Raw genomic sequence first — 17,674 nt, 5'->3', positions numbered from 1 at the left:
TTTCGGCTTTTTATTTACTGCACCGGGCTCGCAAGCAGTTCTTCTGCACGGTCGCGCAGCACATACTTTTGGACTTTTCCGGATGCGGTCAGCGGGTATTCGTCGATCAGAAATACGTACTCCGGAATTTTGTAATACGAAAGCTGTCCTTTGCAAAAACTTCTGACCTCTTCGAGCGTCAGCTTTTTGCCCGGCTTGCATTTAATAAAGGCCGCCGTTTTTTCCCCGTACTTTTCATCCGGAACGCCGACAACTTGTACATCGACAATATCCTCATGTTCATAAAGGAATTCCTCTATTTCACGCGGGTAAATGTTTTCACCGCCGCGGACGATCATATCTTTTAAGCGCCCGGTAATCCTCACGTATCCGTCCCGGTCCATTTCGGCCAAATCGCCGGTATGGAGCCAGCCGTCTTCATCGATGGCCTTTTTTGTGGCTTCGTCCATTTTATAGTATCCCTTCATGACGAGGTATCCTCTTGTGCACAGCTCGCCTTGCTCATCCGGGCCGAGTGTTTCCCCCGTGTCAGGATCGACGATTTTAATTTCTACATGCGGATGCACTTTTCCGACGGTTTCGACGCGGCGTTCGATCGTGTCGGTGACGGTTGTCTGCGTAATCACGGGTGAAGATTCCGTCTGTCCGTATGCGATTGTGATATCCGTCATATTCATTTGCTTCATCACTTTTTTCATGACTTCTTTAGGGCACGGGGAGCCTGCCATGATCCCGGTTCGCAGAGAAGAGAGGTCATAGTTTGCAAAATCGGGGTGGGTGAGCTCGGCGATAAACATTGTCGGCACACCTTGCAGCCCTGTACATCTTTCTTTTTCGACCGTTTGCAGGACGATGTCCGGCTTGAATTCGATGATCGGCAGCATGGCCGCACCTGACGCGACACAGGCAAGCGTGCTTAGTACACAGCCGAAGCAATGAAACAGAGGAACCGGGATGCACAGCCTGTCTGCGCTCGTCAGCCCCATTCTATCGGCAACGATCGCCGCATTGTTGACGATATTGTAGTGAGTCAGCATAACACCCTTTGGAAAGCCGGTTGTTCCCGACGTATACTGCATATTGATCACATCGTCGTGTGTGAGTGACTGCTCTCTTTCGAAAAGGTCGGCATCAGAGACCGTTTCGCCCATTTTGGCGATGTCGACAAAAGCCGTCATATGTCCAGGGGCCTCATTCTTGCCAAGGTAGACGAGATTTTTCAGCTTCGGCAGCTTTTCACGATTTTTCATGATCTCATCGATCATATCGATATAGGATGTCCCTTTGTAGCCGTCCATTAGAAACAGGGCGGTGGAATCGGAATGTTCCAATAAGTACTCGAGTTCTCTCGCCTGATAGCTTGTATTGACGGTGACAAGCACAGCGCCGATTCTCGCCGTAGCAAACTGGAGCAGAATCCATTCCGGAATATTGGATGCCCAGATGGCGACATGCTCTCCTTTTTGAATACCGAGCGCGAGCAGCCCTTTTGCAATTTTAGAAGTTTCTTCAACAAGCTCCTGATACGAATATCTTAAATCGAGCTCAGAATATATAACCGCTTCATGATTCGGAAACCGGCCGGCGGTTGATTTTAAAAGCTCGCCGATCGTTTGTTTTTTTAATGTAACCATAATGCCTCCTTGTCTCCCGGATAAAATTTGTTTCTATTATAGCACTTTGTTCTAGTACCAGGTACTAGAAAGGGTTAGTTTTTTCTTAACCGGGACACTGCGCGATATTGTGCAATCCCCCCGGCTGCCACGATTCCTGCAATGGCAAGAAAAAGCGTTGCCCCGCCGAACTTGATGAACATCACACCGCCTAAAAAAGGTCCAATTGTCCGGGAAATATCCCAATGCAGGCCGAAAAATGCAAAATATCTGCCCCGCATATGATCGGGAGCAAGGCGCGAGACAAAGGTTTGCATGTGATTCAACAGCATGCTTTCTGCCGCCGTAAATAAAACGGCAGTCGAGAGCAGCCAAAAGATCGATGATGAAAAAGCGAAACCAATCGCTGCCACAGCGTAGCATACGTATGATATGGAAACGATCGTTTTGATGTTCAGTCCTTCCGTCCATTTGACAAGCGGAATTTGCATTGTGATGCTAAGAAGGGCGCGGCAGACGGTATAAATAGTCAAGGTGAATAAGAAATCGTCAAAAAGAGTTTCGAGATAAAGGCGGTAGTTGGACTCCAGCTGAGCATAGAACAGGCTGACGGGGACCGACAAGAACATCAAGGTCAAAACCGGACGATGATGAAGAAATACCTTTTTTGCGGAAAGAAGATTTTCCCTCTCCAAAAGCTCCTTTTGCTTTTTTGACCGCCATGCCTCGGGCATTTTAAAATAAACAGCAAGCCAATACAGACAAAATGCACATGCCTGAAAGCTGAACATCAGGCTTGGCTCATAGGAGTAAACTGCAAGGCCGGCGGCAGGACCGACCGCCGCGCCCAACCCTTCAATGGCATGAAGGACAGCGAATACTTCAGAGCGACGCCCGCTTTCGGTGCTGTCCGTTATCTGGGCCCGCTGCGCAGGGATGTACAAAGCTCCTCCGATGCCGTTCAGCACATAAAAAAAGGCGAACAGCCAAATATGATCCGCCATCATAAAACCGGCGGCTGAAACGGTCTGAAAGGCAAGCGCTGCCAGAATGACCTTCCGTCTTCCGATCCGGTCCGTCAGTCCTCCGGCGGCCAGCGTTACCGCGACCTCGGTCAGCGGTCTTGCTCCGATGACAAGCATCACCGGCAATACTCCGGTTCCCAACACATCATACAGGTAAAAAAGGAGGAAAGGGGCGAGCATAGCTCCTGTTACTCCGGTCAGGAACTCTCCGAAAAAGCAAATCAGCACAGGGGAACCGTACCTTTGTTTTAAACGGTTCATTTCATATCCTCCTTCAACATAGCGGTGCAATTAGTGTAAAATGGGATAGCGGTGCAATTAGTGTAAAATGGGAAATCATCAGTAAAAAGGACAGAAAACCTGGGGAGAAATTTCCCCTTTTTAAAAGCGGGGGATAACGGAAATGAAACCGATCGAGCATTACATGGAACTCACCGCCGGATTAAAATGCGAAAGCGGAGAGAAGGCAGAAGAGATTTCAGTCAATGAAATTGCGGAAATTCTATACTGCACACCGAGGAACGCAAAACTGATTTTAGCGAAACTTGAAGATTTACAATGGATTACTTGGAGAAGGGGAAGGGGAAGAGGAAACAAATCAGAAATCCGCTTTTTAAAAGCACCTTGTGAATTGCTGCTTGAAACGGCGAAAAATGATACGAAAGAAGGTAAAATCGACCGGGCGAAATACTTTCTCGAAGCATATCAGCATTCATGTCCGAGTGCATTGTCGTCATATAAAGATTGGCTTGAGCGCGTTTTCGGCTTTCAGACCGAATCGGAGGGCAGCAAGCAAAAAGATGTGCTGAGGCTTATGACAGCGATGGAGCCTGAGCATTTTAAGCGTCTCGATCCGTGCCGTATTTATCTGCGTTCAGAGAGCCATATCGTTAAGCAGGTATGTGATACATTGATCCGTTTTAATGAAGAGGAAGGAGGTTTTATGCCGCATCTTGCCCACCACTGGGAATGTGACGACGACCAAAAAACGTGGACGTTCTATTTGAGGAAAGGGATCTATTTCCATGATGGCACAGCATTGACGGCCGAAGATGTTAAATATTCGTTTGAGCGTTTTATGCTGGATGATATAAATAAATGCAAATGGCTCACAGAGGATATCGAAAATGTTGCCGTCAGGGATGAACATAGCTTGGATATTTGTTTAAAGGCGAAAAACTCACTGTTTCTGCATCATCTCTGCGATGAAAGGCTGTCTATTTTAAACCGGCACCAGAATGACGGGCTGTTGATCGGGACGGGGCCTTTCAGACTTGCCCGCCGGGATGACCGGATTCTTATGCTTGAAGCGCATGAGCGATATTTTAAAGGGCGGGCTTTTTTAGACCGGATCGAACTATGGTATATGGATGGGGATGTTTCTTCGGTCGACTACGGTTTTTATATGGAAAAAGAAGAACAAAACCGGGTTTGGGATAAATGGCATGAGGAAAGGAATGTTCAGTACCTCTCGTTGAATGCAAACAAATCGGGGCCTCTCGGGTATAAGGCGTTCAGGAAGGCTTTGCGGCAAATCATTTCCCCTTCTGATATGGTCGATGAATTAGCCGGACAACGGACGGCCCCGGTGGGAGGCTTTTTAAACTGGGATCTTCCGCCTGAATCAGGGGACGACATCGGCAAGCTGCTTGCGGAAGGCCATTACAAAGGCGATCCGCTTCTGCTTTATACGTATTCTGAACCGGATCACCGGGAGGACGCGTCATGGATACAAAAGAGGTGCAGGCGGTACGGTATTGCACTAGAGGTATGTTATATGAAAGCGGATGAGCTCATGAAGGAAGAAGTGATCGCCAAAGCCGATTTGATTCACGACAGTGCGACATTCAGCCGTTCAGAAGAAATGAGCTGGCTTCACCTCTTTTTAACGGAAAACAGCTTTTTACACGTTCACTTGCCGGAGGAATGGCAGAGGAAGTCCGCCTTGATGAGGGATGAGCTTCGTTTTATTGATGACCATTCCAAGCGGATCAGCCTTCTTTGTGAGGCGGACAGCGCCCTGGCAGAAGATGTTTACGCGATTCCGCTTTATCAAAACAATATACGCGTCAAAGCGGGGGAAGCTATTCAAGGCATTGCGCTGAACGAAGAAGGGTGGATTGATTTTTACGGCATCTGGTACAAAAAAGAGGCTCTTCTGTAAGAGCCCTTTCATTGTGTCTCTTAATGACCAGAATGTCCTCCATGAGCGGACTTAATTTCCAGAATGTCATCAAGAATGCCTTGTGTCCGAAATGAAATCTCATTTTCCGATCCGAGAATGAAGGCATGGTTGTATGGGCCGTCCTGCGGTCTGTCCTGAAAAGAAGGCTCGATCTCGGATAGATAGCTGTATAGTGTGCTGTCTGCCTGTCCATTTTTGAGTAAAAGCAGGGGAGCGTGTTTTCCTAAATGGGAAAAAGGTGCTCCGGCAAGCGCCAGCTCAGGCGCAGCCGTTGATGCGAAGGACAGTCCGTGTCCCGGATCTGTGATTCCCCAGCCAAAGCCGGTGTTCTTATCGCTGAATTTCGCAAACGCAATTGAGTTTGCGACAGGAGTGTCTCCGGAAATTCTTTTGACTGTTCCGAATTCCTTTAATGCATCCTCCGTTTTTTCAGAAACCGCTTTTTTAGGGCCGAGAATATAGATGTTTGCTTTGCCGTCTCTTTTTTTTAAGGCTTCAGCCGTCTCTTCGGGAATGCCTTTTTTGTTCACATACAGGATCGGCTCAGGCATGTGGGCGATCCAGTTTACAGCTGGGAGCGAATAAAGTTCTGCATCATCTTCGGATGATCCGATGATGACGCTCTTCGGATATTCATCGCCTGCATCGGCGTATTCTTTGTCAATCTCTTTTGCCAGATCAGCCGCGTTCTTCCCTTTCAGCTCTTTTATTTTAAAAGAGTTCAACGCTTGAAGCGCTTTTGAATCGAATTCTCCGACAGCCATGATTTGCGTCCCGTCTGAAGTGCCCGTCGGGTTTAAGCGCTTGATTTCATTCTGAATCTGCCCGGAGATTTTCCCTTTTTCCGCGATTAAAACAGGTCCGTTATTTGGGTGATGGATCAAATCAGCTGATGCAAGAGCTGCCTGCCATGATCCGCCCGAAACTAAAATCACTGCGCCCGGCCTGTTTTGTTTATGAGTGGCCGGCCATATCGTTTGAGACGTTTTGATGCTCATTTCTTCCGGTGTATTCGCGTCAAGCCTTGTCGTGTTCTTTGTGTTTTTCACCAGGAGCCCTTCTTCCGCCCGCTTATTGAAATCACTCGGAAGAGAAGCAGCGTCTTTTTCTTTCATCTCCGAATGATCCATCGTTTGATGCTCCTCATGTTCGCCCGTGTTTCCTGAGCCGGAATTTTGGCATGCTGCAAGCGGAAGCGCGAAAACAAGCATGACAAAAAGTAAACCGGATTTCAACTTCATGGTGTTTTCCCCCTTATTGGTTCAGATTACTGAGTAGTATACCCGGGAAATGTGCAAAACTGGTGCAGACATCTCGATATTTGTTACACATCAGAAGGCAGCGTGATGATAAATTCGCTTCCTTTCGGGGTTCTGTTTTTTACTGCAATCTGACCGCCTTGAAGCTCGACGATTTCTTTCGCGATGGCCAGGCCCAGCCCGGTACCGCCGGTTTGTCTGGATCTCGACTTATCGACTCGGTAAAAGCGCTCAAAGATATAATCCCGTTCTTCTTCCGGAATGCCGCAGCCTTCGTCCGCTACCGTAATCTTGACCTGGTCCTCTAATTTTGATGCGGTGACGGCCGCTGTTGAATCAGGATCGGAGTATTGGCGGGCGTTGTTCAGCAAATTTGAGATCACTTGTGAAAAGCGGACTTCATCGATTGTGACATATAGATCCGTCGGGATGTCGAACGAAAGTCTGATTCGTTTTTCCGAAAAAGCGACCGCCGCTTTCTGAACTTCTTTTTTCACGAATGTGTATAGGTGAACCTGTTTCTTCCTGATTTGAAATCCGGGCTGTTTCAGTTTTGTCAGCAAAAATAAATCGTCAACAAGGGTGTTTAAATTGTCCGCTTCCTCTTTGATGATCGACAAGTACTGATTTCTGGCTTGTGGTTCGAGCTTATCTCTCATCGCGACATCTGTGTAGCCTTTTATATATGTAATTGGAGTCCGCAGCTCATGAGCGACGCTTGACAGAAAATCGTTTCGTTCTTTTTGAAGCCTGCTGAGATTTGAGGAAAGGCTTTCGATCGATGCGGCGAGCTCGCCGAGTTCATCATTCCTTTTGATATCAAGCGGAATCGAAGCTTGACCGTTTTTGATGCTTTCGGTTGCCTCCTTCAGTTTAATTATCGGCTTCGCTAAAACGCGGCTGAACCAAAGAATAGCTGCGACCGTTAAGAGGCCGGTTAAGCCGAAGCTGAGGAAAAACCGCTTCGTAATGCTTGCCACCAAGGCTTTTATCGAGGAGGTCTCCAAATACATGAAAACGTAGCCGGCCGTTTCCCGTCCGTTCATGATCGGACTGATCGTACAAATGTACTTTGATGTATTCCAATGGGAAGATAAAGCGGTCCCTTTCCTCGGGATGTTTTTTTCTTCGAAATGAAGGTGTTCCGTCATGTCTCCCGAGGCAGATTGCGCCAATACGCGTCTATTTTGGTCCGTGATGATCACGTTTGTCCGGGCTTCGGTTTCCATCAGGGTGACGTGGTCTATCGTCCTTTTGTCAAAATGCTTTTCGAGGACGTCTCTGTGGCTGTTGCCCCTTAGTTGAAGCGCGCGGATTTCTTCGTTTATTCTCGTGTTGACAATCGTTGTATACAGCGTGGCAAAAAGGATGGCTTCGATGAAAAGGATTATAATGAAAAATGAACCTGCGAGCTTAAATGAAATCTTTTTCATGCTCTGGTTCCTTTGCTTGTCCATTTGTAGCCGACGCCGTAGACGGTTTGGAGATGGTCTTCAACCGGAAAGCCCGCTTTTTTCAATCGGTTTCGCAAATTTCTCATGTGCGAATCGATGGTGCGGGGCTCGATATCAGAGTTGAATCCCCAGATGTTCTCAATCAATTGGTCTCTGGAAAGCACTTGATCCATGTGGTTTAAGAGCGTTCCGAGCAGATCGAATTCACTTGGCGTAATGCCGATTTCCCGGTGATTGACATGCAGGGTATGATGCTGTTTATTCCAGATTAAACCGCGGAACCGGATTTCATGAAACCGGCAGGTTCTGCGCAGGAGGGCTTCTATTCTGGCAAGCAGCACTTTTTCGCTGAACGGTTTTGTTAAATAATCGTCTGCACCGCAATTCAGTCCGCGAACAATGTCATCCTGCCCGTTTTTTGCCGTCAGCATGATAATCGGAACGCTTGTCAATCTTCGGATCTCTTGGCAAACCATCCATCCGTCCATTTCAGGCATCATAATATCGAGGATGACAAGATCGAAATTGCGTATTCTTATTAAATTCAGGGCTTCTTTTCCGGTGGCGGCTTTTGTGCACGAATAATGTTCTAAATAAAGCTCCAGCAGATCGAGCATCCTGATTTCATCATCGACAAGCAGCACGTTCAATGTTTTAGCACCTCTTTAATCAAAATATAAGTCCGCTATTTTAAAAATATACCCTATAAGGGTATATTGATCAAGGCGGGACGAACCGGATCACCTCTTTGACAAGAAGTATAAAAACCAGACTGCATGGTTTTGTTCGTCAGCTGCCGCCCGCTTGAACGCCTCCCGTATCGTCCGGTCTTTGACATATTCTGCGATGTCCAAGTAAAAATCGACCGTTTCCTGCTCATCTTTAAATGCGGACTCCAGCGCGTTCCGATACTGTTCCGGACAAGGCTCCGTAATGGAAATGTCAGGCTTGCGACCGGTAAGAGACGTATAAAATGTTAGGAACGCATTAAAGTGGCGGATTTCATCTTGTCTGATTTCTAAAATTTGCTGTTTTGTTTCAGAATCCGGGGCCTTTTGTGCGATTTTTTGATAGCAGACAACCGCGCTGTGCTCTCCGTTTACCGCTTTTTCAAGATCTTTGATCAGCCTGTCGTTTTGCCTGGCGGGATAGGCGGGATGATACGGCTGAACATACCACATGTCTTTCACCTCAACATCTTATATTTTATCGTCCTGTCATTATATGTAAGTCGCTGCTGGCATGTGCCTATGGGAAGGACGCATCTCGAATATGTGTCAAAATGGTGTGGGGTGAGCGCAATCTATTTTAAAAAAATGAAGTTTGACGTAAAATGGTTGTTAGTGCCGAATTAGTGACATACATATCAAAATGGAGTGAGACGATTGAAAAAGACAATATTGACGGCTCTGGCTGTATTGATGTCGGTTGTTTTGTTCGGCTGCCAAGCGGAAAAAGGGGGATCAGCCAAGGGGCAGTCTGAAAAAGTTCAAATTACAGTTTCTGCGGCTGCGAGTCTCAAGGATGTATTAACAGAACTTTCCTCCGTATATGAGAAAGATCATCCGAATGTCACTATAAAGTTTAATTTTGGTTCATCGGGTGCATTGCAGCAGCAAATCGAACAGGGCGCTCCTGCTGATTTGTTTTTTTCTGCTGCTGAAGACAAATTTAATAGAGTAGTTGATCAAGGTTTAATTGACAAAAAAGACTCTGTCAAGCTGGTCGAAAACAGTCTGGTGCTGATCGTTCCGAAAGGGAAAGACCAGCATGTCAACAGCTTCAAAGATTTGGCGGATAACAAAGTCGAAAAGCTTGCGATCGGCAAACCTGAATCAGTGCCAGCCGGAAAATACGCAAAAGAAACGTTGACGAACCTTGACGTATGGTCTAATGTGCAATCTAAAATCGTCTACTGTAAAGATGTAAGGCAGGTCCTTTCTTATATCGAAACAGGCAACGCGGATGCCGGAATCGTTTACCGGACGGACGCCCTTTCATCAGATCAGGTCGAGACCGTAGAGACGGCGAAAAGCGATCTGCATACACCGATTGTCTATCCGCTCGGAATTGTAAAAAATACAAAGCACAGGGAACAGTCTGAGGAATTTTATCAATTCCTGCAAAGCGACGAAGCCGTTAAGGCAATGGAAAAGTACGGATTTAAGAAGGGCTGACCTCCGTTATGCTTGAGGAATTCTTTTCCCCAATTGAAACTTCCATCCAAGTATCAGCCGCAGCGGGCATCATCGCCGTTTTGTTTGGAACTGCTGCGGCGAGGCTACTGGCGAACAGAAACTTTAAAGGCAAGTCCGTTATCGAGACGGTGATGATGCTGCCGCTCGTTCTGCCGCCGACCGTTGTCGGATTCTTTTTGATTGTGATCTTCGGAAGGCAGAGCGTGATCGGACGTTTGATTGAAAATGTATTTCAAGCACCGGTTATTTTTACCTGGTGGGCAGCCGTGATCGCTGCGGCGGTTGTCGCGTTCCCGTTAATGTATCAGTCTGCAAAATCAGGATTTCTGGCTGTCGACCGCGACATCGAGGACGCCGCGAGGGTTGACGGAGCAAACGAATGGAGGGTGTTCCTCTTTGTCACCGTTCCCCTTGCATCAAATGGAATCATGACGGGGGTTGTGCTCAGCTTTGCGAGGGCGCTTGGCGAGTTTGGCGCAACGCTGATGTTTGCGGGCATTATCCCGGGGGTGACGCAGACGGTGCCGACGGCGATATACTTGGCGATCGATTCGGGGAATATGACGCTGGCATGGATGTGGGTCGCCTCTATCGCGATCATCTCGTTTTTGATGCTGTTTTTTGTGCAGTTCAAGCAAAAATAGCCGTATGGGGTGCAAGTGCTCATACGGTTTTTTCCCAGTTTTGGAGAATGGTTATTTTGCAGATGTTTCGATAGAATAAGAGTAAGAAACAGAAAGGAGACGGGCTTAGTGGGAGCAGTATTTTTATCAGGCAGATCCGGGAGTGGAAAAACGACCTTTATCCTGAATGAAATCAGAGAAAAACTTCGCAATGAACCGCTTGGAAAACCGATCATTTTTCTAGTCCCGGATCAAATGACGTTTTTAATGGAATACGAGCTTAGCAAAACACCCGATTTGGGCGGAACCATCCGCGCCCAGGTGTACAGTTTTTCAAGGCTTGCCTGGCGAGTGCTCCAACATACCGGAGGCATGAACCGGCCGTTTTTGACGGGGACGGGCATTCAGATGCTGCTGCGGAGACTGATTGAAGAGCATAAGGGCGAGTTTAAAGTCTATCAAAATGCAAGCGATAAAAGCGGATTTACGGAGCAGGTGGAACGGATGCTGACCGAATTTAAACGGCACTGTCTGCAACCTGAAAGCATCCGGGACATGATGGAAGGGACGGGCAAGTCGGAATACGAAGATGAACGGATTCTTTCCGATAAATTGCACGACTTATATATTTTGTACAGCAAGCTTGAGGAAAATCTGGAGAATCAATATGTTCAATCTGAAGATTATTTGACGCTTTTGGCCGAGCAGATTCCGTATGCGGATGAGATTAGAAACGCTGCCGTTTATGTGGACGGATTTCATCAATTTACGCCTCAGGAGATGAGCGTACTAGAACAGCTGATGGTACATGCGGAAGAGATCACGTTTTCGCTGACGGCTGATAAGCCGTTTACGGCCAACAGCCCGAATGATCTCCATCTGTTCAGGATGACCGGGAAGGCGTACTATGACCTTTACCAGAAGGCGAAGGAACTCGGCCTTGATCCGTCTGAAGTGCGGCTGGAAGAGACGAAACGGCACCAACATCATCCGGAGCTTCAGCATCTTGAACGCTATTTTGACGAAAGGCCTGCAAAACCGTATCCCGGACGGACGGAATCGCTCCGCATCATGCAGGCGTCGAACAGAAGAACCGAGATTGAAGGAATTGCGCGCGAGATTCATTCTTTAATCCGCCAGGGCCGTTTCCGGCTCAGGGATATCGCCGTTATCGCCCGCAATGTCGAAGATTATAAAGATACGATAAAAGAAGTTTTTAAAGACTGCGAACTTCCTTTTTTCATAGACGGCAAGGAATCGATGCAAAATCATCCGCTTATTGAGCTGATCCGTTCGACGCTTGATATCATTAAAGGAAACTGGCGGTATGAAGCGGTGTTCCGCTGTGTTAAAACGGAACTTTTATTCCCGGAAGGACAACCGAAGGAACGGCTGCGCGGACAGATTGACCAGCTTGAAAACTACTGTATTGCGTATGGCATTAAAGGAGACAGATGGACAAGCAAAGATCCGTTTGTTTACAGAAGATACGCTTCACTGGATGAGGATTTTGCCAAGACAGACAAAGAGATTGAAACGGAAAATATGCTCAATGAACTAAAGGGCTGGATCGTTCCGCCGATCCACAGGCTGCAGAAGCGCTTGAAAAAAGCTGAAACAGTCAGGGAAATGGCCGAAGCCGTTTACCTTTATCTTGAAGAAGCCGATGTTCCGATGAAGCTTGAACAGGAAAGGCGGCTAGCCGAAGAAAGCGGAAGAATTGCCGAGTCGCGCCAGCATGAGCAAGTATGGGATGCCGTTATTCAACTGTTGGACGAGTTTGTTGAAATGATGGGCACAGAGCGGATATCGTTTGCTTTATTTCAGCAAATGATCGAAACCGGATTGGAGTCTTTGAAATTCGCGCTGATTCCGCCCGCACTTGATCAAGTGTTTATCGGCAATATGGACCTTTCAAGAATGTACGGCACGAAATGCACATTTCTCATCGGTGTAAACGACGGCATACTTCCGGCGAGGCCTGCGGATGACGGCGTGCTTTCAGACGATGACCGGGAGTGGCTGAAACGAAACGGCGCACAGCTTGCGGCAACAGGGCGAGAGCAGCTGTTGGACGAGAATTTTCTGATCTATATGACGCTTTCAAGCCCGTCTGAAAAGCTATATGTCTCCTATCCGATCGCGGATTCGGAAGGGAAGACGCTGCTTCCTTCAACAGTGGTGAAGCGTCTGAATGAACTGTTCCCGGATGGCGAAGAAAAGATGCTGATTCATGAACCCGAGCAGCTGGACGATGATGCCCAGCTTGAATTTCTCGTGAATAAAGGCGCCGCCTTGAGCCATTTGGCAGGGCAGCTCGGCATCTGGACGAGGCAGTATGCGATCAGCGATGTATGGTGGAGTACATACAATTTTTTAATGAATGAGCCTGACCGCATCTTTTCTCAAAACATCCTGTCCAGCCTGTTTTTCAGAAACAAGGTTGAAAACTTGAACCGGCATGTGAGCCGCGATTTGTACGGGGAGCACATTCAGGGAAGCGTGTCGCGGATGGAGACGTTCAAAGCCTGTCCGTTTTCTCATTTTGCTTCGCACGGTTTAAAGCTGAAGGAACGCCAATTTTTCAAGCTTGAAGCTCCGGATATCGGTCAGCTGTTCCACTCGGCGCTGAAGCTGATTTCAGACCGTCTTCACGAGCTTAAAATGGATTGGCGCGACTTAACGAAAGCCCAATGCGAGACTTTGTCAAGCGATGCGGTTGAACGGCTCGCGCCTAAACTGCAAAAGGAGATTCTGCTCAGCTCGAACCGTCATCATTATGTGAAGCAGAAGCTGCAAAAAATCATTGCCAGGGTATCGGGCATTTTAAGTGAGCATGCAAAGGCCAGCGGATTTGCTCCCGTCGGCATAGAGCTCGGATTCGGGGGGAAAGGTCCGCTTCCTCCAATGCGTTTTACACTGAAGAACGGCTGCACGATGGAGCTTGTCGGCCGGATCGACAGAGTGGATAAAGCGGAGAGCTCAAAAGGGCTGCTGCTTAGGATTGTCGACTATAAATCAAGCGATAAAGGCCTCGATTTGGCCGAGGTCTATTACGGCCTCGCCCTGCAAATGCTGACATATCTCGATTTGTCGATCACGCATTCAACCGATTGGCTCGGCATGAAAGCATCCCCGGCAGGCGTGCTCTATTTTCATGTGCACGATCCGATGATCCAGGCTTCGGTGCCGCTCGGCCTTGATGAGATAGAAAAAGAGATTTTCAAAAAGTTCAAGATGAAAGGGCTGCTCTTGGGAGACCAGGAAGCGGTCAAGCTGATGGACACCACACTGGAACAAGGCAGGTCGAACATCATCAGCGCCGGTTTGAAAAAAGACGGTTCGCTCCGTTCAGATTCTGACGTTGTTGCAGAAGAGGATTTTCATGTATTGAGGCGTCATATCCGCCGGACATTTCAGAAGGCCGGCGAGGAGATCACAGACGGCAAAGTGTCGATCGAGCCTTACAAGCTAAAAGACCGGACACCGTGCACATATTGTTCGTACCGGTCATTCTGCCAGTTTGACGAATCGCTTGAGGAAAATGAATATCGGATATTAAAACCTGAAAAAGACAACGTGATATTGGAGCGGCTGAAAAAGGAGGATGAGGCAGATGGAGATTTCTAAACCGAAGGGCAGCACTTGGACTGATGACCAATGGAAGGCGATCGTCTCATCCGGCCGGGACATTTTAGTCGCGGCAGCGGCCGGTTCCGGAAAAACGGCCGTGCTGGTTGAACGGATCATTCGGAAAATAACGGATCAGGAATACCCAGTAGATGTCGACAGGCTGCTCGTCGTCACCTTTACGAATGCATCTGCGGCTGAAATGAAGCACAGGATCGGCGAAGCGCTCGAAAAAGAGCTTGCCGAAAATCCGGGATCGCTTCATTTGCGCAGACAGCTTGCTTTATTAAATAAAGCGAGCATATCAACATTGCACTCATTCTGTCTTCAAGTCATCCGCAAATACTATTATATGATCGATGTTGATCCGGCTTTCCGGATCGCCGATCAGACGGAAGGCGAGCTGCTAGGCGATGAGGTGCTGGATGAACTGTTTGAAGAAGAATACAAAAAGCAAGATCCGGCCTTTTTCGAACTTGTGGACAGATATACGACAGACCGTCATGACCTCGATTTGCAGCATCTTGTCAAGCGGGTCTACGAGTTTTCCCGCTCGCATCCCGATCCTGAGGGCTGGCTTCACACATTTGTTGATCTGTATGACGCGGCTTCAGATACAAAAGTCGAGGCTCTGCCGTTTTATTCTTACATTAAAGAAGACATCGCACTCGTTCTGGAAGGTATGCGGCAAAAGCTGACGCGTGCGCTTGATTTGACAAAACAGCCCGGGGGGCCTGCTCCGCGCGCCGAAAATTTCCTCGATGATTTAGCGCAGATTGACAGGCTGATTCAGCAGCAGAATGATTTTTCAGCCCTGCATGAGCTTGTGCCTGCTGTTTCGTTTCAAAGATTGAAGCCATGCAAAGGAGATGAGTACGATCCTCGATTGGTTGATGAGGCGGCAGACCTTCGCAACAGTGCGAAAAAGCAGCTTGAAAAGCTGAAAAGCGATTATTTTACGCGAACTCCCGAGCAACACCTTGAGAGTCTGAGGGAAATGAAGCCGGTCATTCAGACACTCGTCCAGCTCGTACTAGAGTACGGCAAGCGGTTTGCGGAAGCGAAAAAGGAAAAAGCGATCGTCGATTTCTCAGACCTCGAACACGACTGCCTTGCGATTTTATCCGGAAAAAACCAAGCGGGCGAGGCCGTGCCGAGCGAAGCGGCGAAGTTTTACCGCCATCAGTTCCACGAAGTGCTTGTCGATGAATATCAGGATACGAACCTGGTCCAGGAAGCGATTTTAAAGCTCGTCGCCAAAGAGGAGCATGAGGGGAACTTGTTTATGGTGGGCGATGTTAAGCAGTCGATTTACCGGTTCCGCCTCGCTGAGCCGCTTTTGTTCCTCTCGAAATATAAACGCTTTACAGACGATGGCTCGGGTTCCGGCCAAAAAATCGATTTAAATAAAAACTTCAGAAGCCGTTCAGATATTTTGGACAGCACGAACTTTTTATTCAAGCAGCTCATGGGAGAAAAGGTCGGGGAAGTCGAATATGACGAACAAGCCGAATTGAAGCTCGGCGCGTCTTATCCGCCGAACGAAGCGACAAAAACGGAGCTTCTGCTCATCGAAAACCAGAGCGGCGTGCCGGATGAAGAGGCTGAAGAGCTTGAGGCGGTCCAGCTTGAAGCAAGAGCGATGGCCGGGCAAATCCGCAGGCTGATTACAGAAAAATTTCAAGTATATGATGCCAAAGCGAAAGCGTCGCGGAACATCCAGTACCGTGATATTGTCGTGCTTTTACGGTCGATGCCTTGGGCGCCTCAAATTATGGACGAGTTTAAACAGCAGGGGATTCCCGTATACGCGAACCTCTCAACGGGTTATTTTGAAGCGACAGAAGTATCGGTCACACTGTCTTTATTAAAAATCATCGATAATGCCTATCAGGACATCCCGCTTGCATCCGTTCTCAGATCGCCTGTTGTGGGTCTTGACGAAAATGAGCTTTCCTTGATCAGAATCAAGGATAAAAAAGCGCCGTTTTACGAAGCGGTGAAAGCATACCTTGCTGCAGCAGACGGCGACGAGAGGCTTAGCGAAAAGCTTCGCCGCTTTGACGGCCTGCTCAAAAAGTGGAGAGCGTTTGCGAAAAACCACTCTGTGGCAGAGCTGATCTGGGAAATCTACCGGGATACGAAGTATTTGGATTATGTCGGCGGAATGCCGGGCGGAAAACAGCGGCAGGCCAATTTACGCGCGCTTTACGACAGGGCGAGATCCTATGAAGCGACATCATTCCGCGGCTTGTTCCGCTTTTTAAGATTTATTGAGCGGATGCAGGAGCGGGGCGATGACCTCGGTACGGCAAGAGCTCTGAGCGAACAGGAAGACGTTGTTCGGCTGATGACGATCCACTCAAGCAAAGGGCTTGAATTTCCTGTCGTATTTACCGCCGGTCTCGGACGGAATTTTAATATGATGGACTTGAACAAATCTTATCTGCTGGATAAAGAGCTCGGTTTCGGAACGAAGTTTATCCATCCGAAGTGGCGGATCAGCTATCCGACGCTGCCGCTGATCGCGATGAAGAAAAAGCTCCGCCGCGAGCTTTTATCAGAGGAGCTGCGCGTCTTGTATGTCGCCCTTACCCGGGCTAAGGAAAAGCTGTACCTGGTCGGGACGGCGAAGGATAAAGAAAAGCTGCTTGCCGACTGGCGGTCACAAGCGGCCGGGTCTGAGTGGCTGCTCCCGGATTATGAACGGTTTCAGGCGAAATCATACCTGGATTTCATCGGACCTGCTTTGATGAGACACAGAGATATGGATGAATCCGGAGCGCCGCCGGTGATTGATGAGATCCGTAAACATCCTGCGCGCTTTCAGGTCAGCTGGCTGTCCGCCGCGGATCTTCAAGCTGAGGATGTTGATCGGGCCGGTGAAGAAAGACACGGCCGGCTCGCCCAAATTCAAATGGGGCTTCCGATCGACGGTTCGTTTGAGTATGAGCAACAAGTCAGAGAACGGCTGACATGGTCATATCCATACAATGACGCCGCCAAAGTCCGAACAAAACAGTCTGTCTCAGAAATGAAAAGACAGAAGGAATATGAGGATGAATACGGCGACCGTTCGCTGATCCGCCCATCCCAGGAGGCTTTCCTGTTTAAACGGCCGTCCTTTATGATGGCAAAAGGCCTGACTGCGGCCGAACGGGGAACGGCGATGCACACCGTCATGCAGCATATTCCGCTGACCCGTACGCCTGAAATGAATGAGCTCAGCAGTCTCCTTGACAGACTTGTTGAGAAAGAACTGTTAACAGAAGATCAGCGGGCAGCTATTGGCGAAGACGATATTCTCGCATTCTTTGATACGGAAATCGGACAAAAGCTTCTCGGCGCCCGCCGCGTCGAACGGGAAGTTCCGTTTAACATGACGCTGTCCGCCAAAGAGGTTTATCCGGATCTCGAGTCAGCCGATGAACCTGTATTGATACAGGGAATTATCGACTGTTTATTCGAGACGGAGGACGGTTTTTACCTTCTTGATTACAAAACCGACCGGATACACGGAAAATACCGGAACGGTTTTGAAGGAGCGGAACCGATTTTAAGAAAACGTTACGAAACACAGATTCAGCTTTATGCACGAGCGGTTGAAACGATGATTAAAATGCCGCTCAAAGGGCGTGCGCTGTACTTTTTTGACGGAGGACACGTGCTCTTATTTTAATATGAAGC

11 protein-coding genes are annotated in these 17,674 nt (G+C 48.2%); 5 read left to right on the top strand and 6 right to left on the bottom strand.

The annotated features are described in order from the left end of the window. Positions 1-14 precede the first annotated feature (14 nt). Together H2R00_RS09310 and H2R00_RS09305 are read right to left on the bottom strand one after the other, a co-directional pair. Positions 15-1,634: an AMP-binding protein gene (locus H2R00_RS09310; RefSeq protein WP_182070904.1), complete on the bottom strand. Its 1,620-nt coding sequence runs from the start codon at positions 1,632-1,634 to the stop codon at positions 15-17. A 74-nt stretch (positions 1,635-1,708) separates the two neighbouring features. Then, positions 1,709-2,899, bottom strand: a complete 1,191-nt coding sequence (locus tag H2R00_RS09305) for an MDR family MFS transporter (protein ID WP_182070903.1) — start codon at positions 2,897-2,899, stop codon at positions 1,709-1,711. A gap of 142 nt (positions 2,900-3,041) precedes the next feature. Between H2R00_RS09305 and H2R00_RS09300 the strand changes: the two genes are divergently transcribed. Continuing rightward, the gene (locus H2R00_RS09300; RefSeq protein WP_182070902.1) at positions 3,042-4,802 is read left to right on the top strand and encodes an SgrR family transcriptional regulator; all 1,761 of its coding nucleotides are present in this window, start codon (positions 3,042-3,044) and stop codon (positions 4,800-4,802) included. A gap of 20 nt (positions 4,803-4,822) precedes the next feature. Here H2R00_RS09300 and H2R00_RS09295 read toward each other — a convergent pair whose 3' ends face one another. From H2R00_RS09295 to H2R00_RS09280, 4 genes are all read right to left on the bottom strand, one after another. Beyond that, on the bottom strand, positions 4,823-6,064 hold the full coding sequence (locus tag H2R00_RS09295) for a cell wall-binding repeat-containing protein (protein ID WP_182070901.1): 1,242 nt from the start codon (positions 6,062-6,064) through the stop codon (positions 4,823-4,825). Between the two features lie 83 nt (positions 6,065-6,147). Beyond that, positions 6,148-7,515 carry a sensor histidine kinase gene (locus H2R00_RS09290; protein ID WP_182070900.1) on the bottom strand — a complete coding sequence of 456 codons (1,368 nt, stop codon included), beginning with the start codon at positions 7,513-7,515 and terminating at the stop codon, positions 6,148-6,150. Then, a complete protein-coding gene (locus H2R00_RS09285; RefSeq protein WP_244958327.1) occupies positions 7,512-8,153 on the bottom strand; it encodes a response regulator transcription factor in 642 nt (213 codons plus the stop codon). Before H2R00_RS09285 ends, H2R00_RS09290 begins: the two co-directional genes overlap by 4 nt. 123 nt (positions 8,154-8,276) lie before the next feature. After that, positions 8,277-8,717 (bottom strand): ferritin-like domain-containing protein, encoded by a 441-nt coding sequence (locus H2R00_RS09280; RefSeq protein WP_182070899.1) that lies wholly within the window; start codon positions 8,715-8,717, stop codon positions 8,277-8,279. Positions 8,718-8,957: 240 nt separating this feature from the next. On the opposite strand from H2R00_RS09280, the gene modA reads away from it, so the two are divergent. The 4 genes from modA (at position 8,958) to addA (ending at position 17,666) form a co-directional block, all read left to right on the top strand. Beyond that, positions 8,958-9,713 carry a molybdate ABC transporter substrate-binding protein gene (gene modA, locus H2R00_RS09275; protein ID WP_234113169.1) on the top strand — a complete coding sequence of 252 codons (756 nt, stop codon included), beginning with the start codon at positions 8,958-8,960 and terminating at the stop codon, positions 9,711-9,713. Positions 9,714-9,721: 8 nt separating this feature from the next. Continuing rightward, a complete protein-coding gene (modB, locus tag H2R00_RS09270; RefSeq protein ID WP_154994075.1) occupies positions 9,722-10,378 on the top strand; it encodes a molybdate ABC transporter permease subunit in 657 nt (218 codons plus the stop codon). Positions 10,379-10,486: 108 nt separating this feature from the next. Beyond that, entirely contained in the window at positions 10,487-13,987 is a 3,501-nt protein-coding gene (gene addB / locus H2R00_RS09265) for a helicase-exonuclease AddAB subunit AddB (RefSeq protein ID WP_182070898.1), read from the top strand. Beyond that, positions 13,974-17,666 (top strand): helicase-exonuclease AddAB subunit AddA, encoded by a 3,693-nt coding sequence (gene addA / locus H2R00_RS09260; protein WP_154994078.1) that lies wholly within the window; start codon positions 13,974-13,976, stop codon positions 17,664-17,666. Before addB ends, addA begins: the two co-directional genes overlap by 14 nt. Positions 17,667-17,674 lie beyond the last annotated feature (8 nt).

The sequence above is a fragment of the Bacillus haynesii genome, assembly GCF_014042035.1.
In the GTDB taxonomy this organism is placed as follows: domain Bacteria; phylum Bacillota; class Bacilli; order Bacillales; family Bacillaceae; genus Bacillus; species Bacillus haynesii.
This window is presented reverse-complemented; position numbering and strand designations above follow the sequence as displayed.